Genomic DNA, 9860 nt, shown 5'->3' on the forward strand with positions numbered 1-9860 from the left:
GGGCGGCGTGGGCGGTGGAGGGCAGGTTGGTGCTCAGGGCCAGGGCGGCGGCCGCCCCGGTGACGGTCAGGAAGCGGCGGCGGCCCAGGTGGCGTGCGGCGGCTCTGAGTTCTGCGTCGGCGCTCGGTGAGTGCGTCATGCACATGATTGCAGCGTTCCGGGGCGGCGCCTCGGCGGCAACACGTTGGCGCGTACACGACGCTTTTATGGCGGGCGGGTGACGCGAACCGTGCGGCAGGACGCGTTCCGCTCCGCGCGGCCGGTGCGGAATACGGGCCGGGCGGCGCGGGGTTGGGCCGGTATGACCACCACGGAGACGGGGCCCGGAGCCCCTGTCGTACTGCGCTACACCGCTTTCTCATCCGACCCGGACGGCGGCAACCCGGCCGGAGTCGTCCTCGACGCGCGCGGCCTGGACGAGGCGCGGATGCTCGCGACCGCCGCCGAGGTCGGTTACTCGGAGACGGCCTTCCTCACTCCCCCGCCGGACGGGGACGGGGACGGGGGCCCGGGCGCGGCGCCGGGGCGCGGTTTCACCGTGCGGTACTTCAGCCCGGCCGCCGAGGTGCCCTTCTGCGGACACGCCACGGTGGCCGCCGCCGTCGCGCTCGCCGAGCGGATCGGGCCGGGCGAACTGGTCTTCGCCACCCCGGCCGGGACCGTGCCCGTCACGGTCACCGAGGACGGCGGCAGCCTGCGCGCCACGCTGACCAGCGTCGAGCCGTACGTGGCCGGCATCGGCGAGGACGACCTGGCCGAGGCACTGGCCGCGCTCGGCTGGCAGCCCGGCGAGCTGGACCCCTCCCTGCCCGCCCGTATCGCCTACGCCGGAGCCCGGCACCTGGTGCTCGCCGCCGCGACCCGCGAGCGTCTGGCCGCGCTGGACTACGACTTCGAGCGGCTGCGGGCGCTGATGCTGCGGCTGGACCTGACCACCCTCCAACTGGTGTGGCGCGAAGGGGACTCGGACGGCGGGACGGGCACGGTCTTCCACGTCCGCGACCCGTTCCCGGTCGGAGGCGTGGTGGAGGATCCCGCCACGGGGGCGGCCGCGGCGGCGCTGGGCGGGTATCTTCGCGCCCTGGGCCTGGTCACCGCGCCGGCGGTGATCACCCTCCACCAGGGGCATGACATGGGCCGGCCCGGACTGCTGGAGGTCGAGCTGCGCGAGGACGACCCGCGCGTGCGGGTGTCGGGAGCGGCGGCCCGCATCGGGTGAGGCGGGGAACCGAGGGAAGGGACGGACGGAGCATGAGCGAGCCGGGCGGACAGGCCGGGGCACCCGGCGCGGCGCAGGGCGTGCAGGGTGTGCAGGGCGTGCAGGGTGTGCAGGGCGCGCAGGGCGCGAACTTCGGCGCGTACCAGAGCGAGATCTACCTGAACGGCCTGGGCGGGCAGCTCCCGCCGTTCACCACCGACCTCACCGCCCTGGAGGCCTCGGCCCGCGAGCGGCTGGAGGACGGGCCGTTCTGGTACGTGGCCGGGGCGGCCGGGTCCGGCGCGACGGACCGCGCCAACCGGGAGGCGTTCGACCGGTGGCGGATCGTCCCGCGCATGCTGCGCGACGCGACGGCGCGCGACCTGGGCACCACCGTGCTGGGCACCGAGATGCCCGCGCCCGTGCTGCTGGCGCCCATCGGAGTGCAGTCGATCGTCCACCCCGACGGCGAACTCGCCACCGCCCGGGCCGCCGCCGCCCTGGGCGTGCCCATGATCCTGTCCACCGCCTCCTCCCACACCGTCGAGGAGGTCGCGCGGGCGAGCGGCGACGGGCCGCGCTGGTACCAGCTGTACTGGCCGAACGAGGACGAGGTCTGCGTCAGCATCCTCCGGCGGGCGAAGGCGGCGGGCTTCACCACACTCGTGGTCACCCTCGACACCTGGACCCTGGCCTGGCGCCCGCACGACCTGGACCTGTCCTACCTGCCGTTCATCCGGGGCGTGGGCACGGCGATCCCCTTCTCCGACCCGGCCTTCCGCGCGGGGCTGGCCAAGTCCCCGGAGGAGGACCCGATCTCGGCGGTGCTGCGCTGGGTGCCGATGTTCACCGGCACCGACAGATCCTGGGACCGGCTGCCGTTCCTGCGCGAGCACTGGGACGGCCCCATCGTCCTCAAGGGCGTCCAGCACCCGGACGACGCCCGGCGGGCGGCCGACGCCGGCATGGACGGCATCGTGGTCTCCAACCACGGCGGCCGGCAGGTGGACGGCGCGGTGGCCTCCCTGGACATGCTGCCGGAGATCGCCGAGGCGGTCGGCGACCGGATCGAGGTGCTGTTCGACTCCGGGGTGCGCACCGGCGCGGACGTCCTCAAGGCGCTGGCGCTGGGCGCCCGGGCGGTGCTGCTCGGCCGCCCGTACGCCTACGGCCTGGCGCACGGCGGTGAGGAGGGCGTGCGGCACGTGCTGCGCTCCCTGCTGGCCGACCTGGACCTGACGCTGGGCCTGTCCGGCCACCGCACGCCGGCGGAGCTGTCGCCGGAAGTGCTGCGGCACACCTGAGCCCGGCGCGCGCCCTCGTCGCGCCCGCGCCCGTGCCTCAGCCGGCGGGCGCGGCGGGGGTGACGGGCGCGGCCAGGGCGGCGGGCAGCTCGCTCAGGGAGCGGATGACGCGCACGCCCTCGGCGGGCGCCCCCTCCCGGCTGCCGCCCCAGCCGGTGTCCCCGCGGTCCAGCCAGTACGCGTGCAGGCCGGCATCCCGCGCCCCCACCGCGTCGACCGCGTGGTCGTTGCCGACGTAGGCCACCTCGTGCGGCTCCAGGCCCAGCAGGGCGCAGCCGGCCAGGAAGATGCCCGGCGCGGGCTTGGCCTCGCCGTGCTCCACCGAGCAGACCAGCGCCTGTCCGAAGTACCCCAGCAGGCCGATGGCCTCCAGCTTCTCGCGCTGGTGCGGCAGCGAGGAGTTGGAGACCGCGCCGAGGCGGTAGCGGGGCGCGAACTCGGCCAGGACGGCCGGGGCGCCGTCCATGGCCCTGCGGGCCGCGTCCCGGCATGCCGTGTAGCCGGCGAACCAGGCTCCGGCCTCCTCGTCCGGCATGTTCCGCGCGTCCGGCTGCCCGAGGCGGGCCAGGAACCGGCGCACCCGGGCCCGCCGGTGCTCGGCGAAGGTGATCTCACCGGCGGTGTAGCGGGCGTACTCGGCCCGGGTGACCTCCCTCCAGAGCCGGACGGCCGCGGCCGGCTCCGGGAAACGGTCCAGCAGGCCCTCGGTCCCAAGGTGGGCCAGCAGTCCGGCCTCGTCCGATCCCGAGTAGTCGAACAGCGTGTCGTCGATGTCGAACAGCACCCCGCGTACCGCCACCATGCCGCCCCTTCCCGCCCTCCCGTCCGGGCGTCCCGGCGGCCGCCCGGCCCCGCTGTGCCGCGAGCATGACACGCACCCCCGCACCGGCCAAGGGCGTTCTTCGGTCACTCTCCGGCGTACTCGCCGGGCCCCTCGGCCCGCTCCGCCTCCTCGGCCGCGTCCGAGTCGGCCTTCGTGCGGTGCACAGCGCCGTGCGGGTGCTCGGGCGGGGCGTAGAGGGAGTACAGCTTCAGCGGCTCCTCGCCGGTGTTGACCACGTTGTGCCAGGTCCCGGCCGGAACGAGGACCACCCAGTCGTCGACGACCTCGCGGTCGAAGGACATCCGGTCCCGCTCCGGCCCCATCAGCACCCGGCCCCGCCCGGCCTCCACCCGCAGGAACTGGTCGCGGTCGATGTGCATCTCCAGTCCGATCTCGCCGCCCGGCTCGATGCTCATCAGCGTCAGCTGGAGGGTGGTGCCGGTCCACAGGGTGGTGCGGAAGCGGTCGTTGGTCAGGGTCGCCTGCTCGATGTCCAGCGCGTGGGGGCGCGGCCCGTGGTCCCTGAACGCCTCGGAGCTCATGGGAGCTACTCCTTCCGTCGCGTACCGGCATTATCGGCGGTGACCGGCGCCGGGACGGGGACCGCCGGTCCGACGCGCACGGCGGCGGCGCGGACGCGTACCCGGAAACGCACCCGGGCCGTCAGGCCATCAGCTCCTTGAGCTCGCCGGTCTCCAGCACGATCCCCACCGGGTCCGGCAGCCGCAGCTCCTCGCCGAGACCGGCCGTGGTGTGCACGTCCCGGTAGCGGCCCTTCTCCGGGTTGGAGTGCACGACCAGCTCATGGCGTTCGCGGTCCACCAGCAGGTACACCGGGATGCCCGCCGCCGCGTACCCGTCGGGCTTCTCGGTACGGTCCCTGCCGGGCCGGGCGGAGGTGACCTCCACGGCCATCAGCACACCGGCGGGGTCCGACCACTCGCCGCGCCCGGCGAAGTACCGCTTCGGGGCCAGCACCCCGTCCGGCCGGGCCCGGCCACTGCCGTACCTCTCCACGACGAGCCCCTGCTCCGGGTAGAGGCGCAGCTCGGGTCGCTGTGCCATACAGCGCTCCAGCAGCCACATGACGATCTCTCCGTGATCCCCGTCCGGCACCGGCTTGACCCTCAGCTCTCCACGTACGAACTCCAGCTTCACCGTCTGCGGGGCGGCGGCTTCGAGCTGCTCGAACTCCTCGACGCTCATCTGCGCGGAGCCGTTCGTCTGTGCGGACCGATCGATGGCCATGGTCATCACGGTTCTCCCTTCGCCTCCACGGTAGCGGCGGCGCCCCTCCCGTGCGCCCGCCGTTACCGTGCGCACGGTAACGGCGGGCGCGCGGGGCGGACGGCGCGGAGGGCTGAGCGTCAGCCGAAGGAGTGAAAAGGAGTGAAGGGGGAGTCCGGCGCGAGGACGGCAGCGAAGACCGGCCAAGACTGCCCGGATCCGGTAGTGATCCCGGCGCCGTACGGCGGGGATGATCTTCCCGTCGACAACACGGACCACGGAGGCACACACCGATGAGATCCACCCGCGCCACCCTGCTCGTCGCGGCCGCCGCCCTGACACCGGCCCTGCTCCTCAGCACCCCGGCGTTGGCGGCGGACCCGGCGGCCGCACCGGCGACCGCGACGGCCACGACTGCCGCGTCCGACAAGCCGGTGGACGAGATGTCGGAGGAGGAGCTCCGCACGGCGATCCTGCGGATCCTGGCGGACGAGGACTCCGGCCGAGGAGTCGTCCGGGAGGCCAACGAGGCCCTCGACGGCACCGTGGAGGACATGCGGGAGTTCCTGGAGACCGGCTACCGCCTCGCCCAGGCCGAGGACGACCGCGTCGCCATCTTCCGCCTCCTGCACCAGGCACAGCAGAACGGCGACAAAGCCGTCATCCGCGAAATCAACGAAACCCTCGACGACGGCAGCCCCGAAGCCCTGCGCGCCTTCCTGGAGACCGGCTACCGCCTCGCCCAGGCCGAGGACGACCGCGTCGCCGTCGCCCGCATCCTGGCGGACCCGACCATCAGCGACGCGCTGCGCGAGGCCGCCGAGGAGGTCATCGACGGCACCCCGGAGGAGCTGCGGTACTTCCTGGAGACCGGGCGGTACGAGGTGGACGCCTGAGCCCGCGCCCCGGCCGGCACCGCATCTGACGGGCCGTCCCGCCCCCGTGTTCCCGAGCGGGGGCGGGACGGGCGCAGAGCACGGCCGGCCGTCAGCTCCTCCCCGTCCCTCCCGCCGCCGGAGCCGGGCATGACGCCGCTCACGACGGGACATCCTTCACTCACACACAGGAGACGGGGCTGCACACATGGACAATCCCTTACCCGCGAAGGTCGCCGTCGTCGGCGGCACACGCGGCATCGGTGCCGCGATCACTTCCACGTTCGTGACCGCCGGGGCGGACGTCCTCCTGACCGGGCGCAGCGTTCCGGAGCACGTGCTGGAGAGCTTCAGGGAAACCGGGCGCCGCACCGGACAGACCGTGGAGGGGCTGGCTCTCGACGTCACCGAACGCGAATTCGCGCACCGGCTTGCCGAGTCCGCCCGGACATCGCTCGGTGGCCTGGACGTACTGTGCCTCAACGCCGGCGTCTTCCCCAACAGACCGCTGGCGGACATGACCCACGCCGACGTACGCGAGGTCTTCGCCACCAACGTGGAGAGCCAGATACTCGCCGTCGCGGCATGCGTGCCGCTGCTGCGGGAGTCGGGACGCGGCCGGATCGTGCTGACGTCCTCGATCACGGGCCCGCTCACGGGCTTTCCGGGCTGGAGCCACTACGGCGCCAGCAAGGCCGCACAGCTGGGTTTCATGCGTACGGCCGCGCTGGAACTCGCCCCGTACGGCATCACCGTGAACGCGGTGGCTCCCGGCAACGTGATGACCGAGGGGCTTGAGGAGTTGGGTGAGGCCTACCTCGCCCAGATGGCAGCGACCGTTCCCCTGGGCCGCCTCGCCCGGCCGCAGGAGATCGCCGATGCGGTGGAGTTCCTCGCCGGCGAACGGGCGTCGTTCATCACTGGACAGGTCATCACCGTCGACGGCGGCCAGACCCTGCCCGAGTCACCGGAAGCGGTCCTGCCGACCGGTACCGGTACGGGCGCCCCCTCCTGACCCGAGGCTCCTCGGCCGGGCCGAAGTACCTCGTTCCCCACTCCCCGCCCGGAGCCGCCGGGAGTGTCAGTGCCCCCTGCGACACTCCCCGCGGCGGCTCCGCCCGGGCGCCGCCGGAGCGAGGGAGTCGTATGACCGAGGTAGTGCTGTTCCACCACACGCACGGACTGACGTCCGGGGTGCGGGAGTTCGCGCGGGAGCTGGAGGGCGCCGGGCACACCGTCCACCTGCCGGACCTGTACGAGGGGCGGGTCTTCGCCGACATGGCGGAGGGCGCGGCGTACGCGCAGGAGACCGGTTTCGGCACGATCACCGAGCGCGGCCGGGCCGCCGCCGAGGACCTGCCCGGCGAGGTGGTCTACGCGGGGTTCTCCCTCGGCGTACTGCCCGCGCAGATGCTGGCCCAGACGCGCCCCGGCGCGAAGGGCGCGCTGCTGTTCCACGCCTGCGTCCCGGTCTCCGAGTTCGGCGGCGAGTGGCCGAGGGGGCTGCCGGTGCAGGTGCACGGCATGGAGGCCGACGAGTTCTTCGCCGGGGAGGGCGACCTGGAGGCGGCCCTCGCCCTGGCCCGTGCGGCCGACGACGCGGAGGTCTTCCTCTACCCCGGCGACCGGCACCTGTTCGCGGACGGCAGCCTGCCGTCCTACGACCGGGAGACTGCCGGGCTGCTCACGGAGCGCGTGCTGAAGTTCCTCGACCGCGTCGGGTAGCCCCGTGCGGCGGCCGGCGGTGGGGCGAAGCTGCCGTGCCGTAGGCGCGGGACCGGCTCGCGGGGCTCTCGGCGTGCTCACGGACACGCATCCGTACCGCCGCCCGCGCGGTTTCACCGCCGCACGCCGGCCGGCAGCGTTCACTCCGTAGGTGTGCCCACCCGCAGCCGGTTGCCGTCAGGATCACGCAACTCGACCTCGCGGGCCCACGGGGCGTCCTCCGCCTGGACACCGAACTCGTCCGCGACGGCGTCGACGTCATGGACGCGGAAGTACACCAACGTATCGGGGCGGGCGTCGCCTCTGTGCTCCGACAGGAACAGCCTCATCCGGCCGCGGGCCACCTCGACGAACGCGGGGAGCCCCGGTTCGAAGCGATGCTCCCACTGCCGGGTGAAGCCCAGCCGGCCGTACCACGCCACCGCCGCGGCGGCGTCCTCGACGTGAAGAATCGGGATGGCTTCCTCGTCCATGCGGCCCATCGTCCCAGACCACCCGACAGCGCGAACGCCGCCCGACGCGGCACCCGTGCTTCGGCTCGGGCACGGCCTGCCGGCGCAGGCCAGGGGCCGGAAACGACACCGGCGTCCGGCAGCGGCTGTGGGAGCGGCGGGTAGGAGCGGTCGGCGGCAGACGAGCCGTGCTGTACGCCGGGTTCTGTCTCCGGTGGGCCTCGCGGCCCACCGGGAGGCGGCCATCCATCTGGGACCGGTGTCGCCACCGGCCTCGTGCGGTCTACCCGCGGACTCGGGCGGGCCGCCCTCGGACATCCGCGCAGGGCCGTCTCGCGACGGCCCCTCTTGACCTTGCTCCGGGTGGGGTTTACCGAGCCGCCCAGGTCACCCTGGGCGCTGGTGGTCTCTTACACCACCGTTTCACCCTTACCGGGGGCGGTGAGGCCCCCGGCGGTCTGTTTTCTGTGGCACTTTCCCGCGGGTCACCCCGGGTGGGCGTTACCCACCACCCTGCCCTGTGGAGCCCGGACGTTCCTCGACGTTCACCCCGTAAGGGTTCGCGCCGCGACCGCCCGCACGACTCGTCTGCCGTACCGCCCATGCTATCCCGCCGCCGTACGCGGCGCGGACCGCGCCTTGACCATGCCGCGACGTCAAGGTGTTCACTCGCGCCATGAGGATCGGCGAGCCGGCCGCGCGGGCGCGGGCGCTGCGGCTGTATGCCGAGGACCCGCGGGCGGCGGTGGCCGCGCTGCGGGCGGGAGCGGGGACGGGTCTTCGGTAGGCGCCCGGGCCGTCGCACCGGCGCGTCACACCGACCGCGTCTCGCCGCTGCGGTCGGCGTAGGCGTCGAGGAGGCGTCCCTCCAGCGCCGCCAGGACGCGTCCGTTCAGGTCGTGCACCTGCGCGGCGTCCGCCGGGCCGACGGAGGAGTCCATGGTGGCCATGATCAGCCCCGCCGCCCGCCGGACCTCGGCCGCGTCCGCCCCGCCGCCCTCCCCGCCCTCCTCGTGTACCGCCGCGGCCAGGTCGCGGAGCATGCGCAGCAGGGCGGCGAGCACAGTGGGTTCGCCCGACGAGTAGCGCCTGAGCTGCCCGCAGGCCAGGTCGAGGTAGTAGCGCAGGTCCCGGTCCGGCACGACCACCCGCACGGTGCCGTCGTCGTCCTCGTGCGGGATGTCCCCCAGCCGGCGGCCCGCGAGCCGCACCAGCAGGTCGGCCATGTGGCCGACGGCGGTGCACGCGGTGACGGGGTCGTTGATCCCCGGGGACATCGCCTTGACCGCGATGTCCTCGAGCTGCCGGAAACCGAAGGCGACGTCCTGGTCGGGGGTCCGCTCGAAGCCGGTCTTCAGGGCCGCCTCGATCTCCTCGGCGGTGCCGTCGGCCCCGGGGTCGGGGATCCCGCCGGCGGGGTCGCGTGCCCATACCACCGCGATCGGGTTCCCGGCCACGATCAGATCGCCGGGCCGGACGCCGACCCGGACGAAGGTGTCGGCGCGGCGCGCGCACGCCACCAGCGCCCGTGCGTCGGTCAGCCGCAGGAAGCCGCTGCGGCGGGCGCGTACCACCGCGCCGCGTGCCGGTTCCGGGTCCGGGGCGTGTGGGGAGGGGGCGTCGCGGGCGGGATGGCGTCCGCGGATCGCGTCGCTGGTCTCCCGGTGGGTGTCGAGCATCATGGAGTCCACCCGCAGTCTGCGGATGATGTGGTTGAGGAAGCCGAGCACGGCCGCCAGCGAGGCTACGCCGAGTACGGAGGCGAGGACCAGGGACACCACCGGCAGCGACTCCCCCGACCTCATGAAGGCCAGGGTGGCCAGCGCGAACACCAGGGTCGTGAGCAGTACCGTCAGAACGGCCTTGAGCACCGGGTCGTGGGCGTAGCGCCGCAGCAGCCTCGGGGAGAACTGCTGGGAGGCCAGTTGCAGCGTGACCACGGTGACGCTGAGGGACAGGGTCGCCACCGTGACCGAGGAGGTGGCCACCACCTGGAGCATGGAGGAGGCCGACTCGTGACCGCCCGGCCAGAGGTTGGCCGGACCGGTTCCGGGCCGGGGCCGGAACTGCTCCAGGAGGATCGCGGCGGTCAGGGCGACGGCGCCGCCCGCGGTCGGCCACACCCACAGTGGCGGCCGGGAGGACACCGAGCGGGACTTCCGGTTGAGTTGGAAGGGCTTCACGCCGCGCCGGGTACCGCACCGGCCGGATCCGATGCCCCGGCCGGGCGGCGGGGTGGTGGGCGACCGGGTGGGA

At 73.9% G+C, this 9860-nt stretch carries 10 protein-coding genes and 1 other RNA gene; 5 read left to right on the plus strand and 6 right to left on the minus strand.

What is annotated here, in order from left to right; genetic code table 11:
* Positions 1–301 precede the first annotated feature (301 nt).
* Positions 302–1219 (plus strand): PhzF family phenazine biosynthesis protein, encoded by a 918-nt coding sequence (locus tag L7D48_RS20550; protein ID WP_237881178.1) that lies wholly within the window; start codon positions 302–304, stop codon positions 1217–1219.
* A gap of 32 nt (positions 1220–1251) precedes the next feature.
* The gene (locus tag L7D48_RS20555) at positions 1252–2502 is read left to right on the plus strand and encodes a lactate 2-monooxygenase (protein ID WP_237881180.1); all 1251 of its coding nucleotides are present in this window, start codon (positions 1252–1254) and stop codon (positions 2500–2502) included.
* Positions 2503–2539: 37 nt separating this feature from the next.
* Here the strand turns inward: L7D48_RS20555 and L7D48_RS20560 are convergent, their stop codons facing one another.
* The 3 genes from L7D48_RS20560 to L7D48_RS20570 all read right to left on the minus strand — a co-directional run bounded on the left by L7D48_RS20560 (position 2540) and on the right by L7D48_RS20570 (position 4573).
* Complete coding sequence (locus L7D48_RS20560; protein ID WP_237881182.1) at positions 2540–3304, minus strand: HAD family hydrolase; 765 nt, start codon at positions 3302–3304, stop codon at positions 2540–2542.
* Between the two features lie 104 nt (positions 3305–3408).
* Positions 3409–3867 carry a cupin domain-containing protein gene (locus tag L7D48_RS20565; protein WP_237881184.1) on the minus strand — a complete coding sequence of 153 codons (459 nt, stop codon included), beginning with the start codon at positions 3865–3867 and terminating at the stop codon, positions 3409–3411.
* Between the two features lie 121 nt (positions 3868–3988).
* Positions 3989–4573 carry a Uma2 family endonuclease gene (locus L7D48_RS20570; protein WP_237881186.1) on the minus strand — a complete coding sequence of 195 codons (585 nt, stop codon included), beginning with the start codon at positions 4571–4573 and terminating at the stop codon, positions 3989–3991.
* Positions 4574–4845: 272 nt separating this feature from the next.
* On the opposite strand from L7D48_RS20570, the gene L7D48_RS20575 reads away from it, so the two are divergent.
* The 3 genes from L7D48_RS20575 to L7D48_RS20585 all read left to right on the plus strand — a co-directional run bounded on the left by L7D48_RS20575 (position 4846) and on the right by L7D48_RS20585 (position 7152).
* Positions 4846–5448: an ALF repeat-containing protein gene (locus L7D48_RS20575; RefSeq protein WP_237881188.1), complete on the plus strand. Its 603-nt coding sequence runs from the start codon at positions 4846–4848 to the stop codon at positions 5446–5448.
* A 187-nt stretch (positions 5449–5635) separates the two neighbouring features.
* Positions 5636–6442, plus strand: a complete 807-nt coding sequence (gene fabG / locus L7D48_RS20580) for a 3-oxoacyl-ACP reductase FabG (RefSeq protein ID WP_237881190.1) — start codon at positions 5636–5638, stop codon at positions 6440–6442.
* A gap of 131 nt (positions 6443–6573) precedes the next feature.
* A complete protein-coding gene (locus L7D48_RS20585) occupies positions 6574–7152 on the plus strand; it encodes a dienelactone hydrolase family protein (protein ID WP_237881192.1) in 579 nt (192 codons plus the stop codon).
* Positions 7153–7292: 140 nt separating this feature from the next.
* Here L7D48_RS20585 and L7D48_RS20590 read toward each other — a convergent pair whose 3' ends face one another.
* The 3 genes from L7D48_RS20590 to L7D48_RS20600 form a co-directional block, all read right to left on the minus strand.
* Positions 7293–7625: a glyoxalase superfamily protein gene (locus L7D48_RS20590; protein WP_237881194.1), complete on the minus strand. Its 333-nt coding sequence runs from the start codon at positions 7623–7625 to the stop codon at positions 7293–7295.
* Between the two features lie 157 nt (positions 7626–7782).
* An RNA gene (gene rnpB, locus L7D48_RS20595) (RNase P RNA component class A) lies at positions 7783–8191 on the minus strand.
* A 225-nt stretch (positions 8192–8416) separates the two neighbouring features.
* A partial coding sequence (locus tag L7D48_RS20600) for a DUF2254 domain-containing protein (RefSeq protein WP_237881196.1) occupies positions 8417–9860 on the minus strand: 1444 nt, incomplete at its 5' end.

The organism is Streptomyces sp. ICN903 (assembly GCF_022015835.1).
GTDB lineage: Bacteria > Actinomycetota > Actinomycetes > Streptomycetales > Streptomycetaceae > Streptomyces > Streptomyces fenghuangensis.

Excerpts from the sequence above, each read along its gene's own strand:
- L7D48_RS20575 (WP_237881188.1), top strand. The coding sequence starts at position 4,846 with ATGAGATCCACCCGCGCCACCCTGCTCGTCGCGGCCGCCGCCCTGACA.
- L7D48_RS20560 (WP_237881182.1), bottom strand. The coding sequence starts at position 3,304 with ATGGTGGCGGTACGCGGGGTGCTGTTCGACATCGACGACACGCTGTTC.
- L7D48_RS20590 (WP_237881194.1), bottom strand. The coding sequence starts at position 7,625 with ATGGACGAGGAAGCCATCCCGATTCTTCACGTCGAGGACGCCGCCGCG.
- L7D48_RS20565 (WP_237881184.1), bottom strand. The coding sequence starts at position 3,867 with ATGAGCTCCGAGGCGTTCAGGGACCACGGGCCGCGCCCCCACGCGCTG.
- L7D48_RS20585 (WP_237881192.1), top strand. The coding sequence starts at position 6,574 with ATGACCGAGGTAGTGCTGTTCCACCACACGCACGGACTGACGTCCGGG.
- L7D48_RS20570 (WP_237881186.1), bottom strand. The coding sequence starts at position 4,573 with ATGGCCATCGATCGGTCCGCACAGACGAACGGCTCCGCGCAGATGAGC.
- fabG (WP_237881190.1), top strand. The coding sequence starts at position 5,636 with ATGGACAATCCCTTACCCGCGAAGGTCGCCGTCGTCGGCGGCACACGC.
- L7D48_RS20555 (WP_237881180.1), top strand. The coding sequence starts at position 1,252 with ATGAGCGAGCCGGGCGGACAGGCCGGGGCACCCGGCGCGGCGCAGGGC.
- L7D48_RS20550 (WP_237881178.1), top strand. The coding sequence starts at position 302 with ATGACCACCACGGAGACGGGGCCCGGAGCCCCTGTCGTACTGCGCTAC.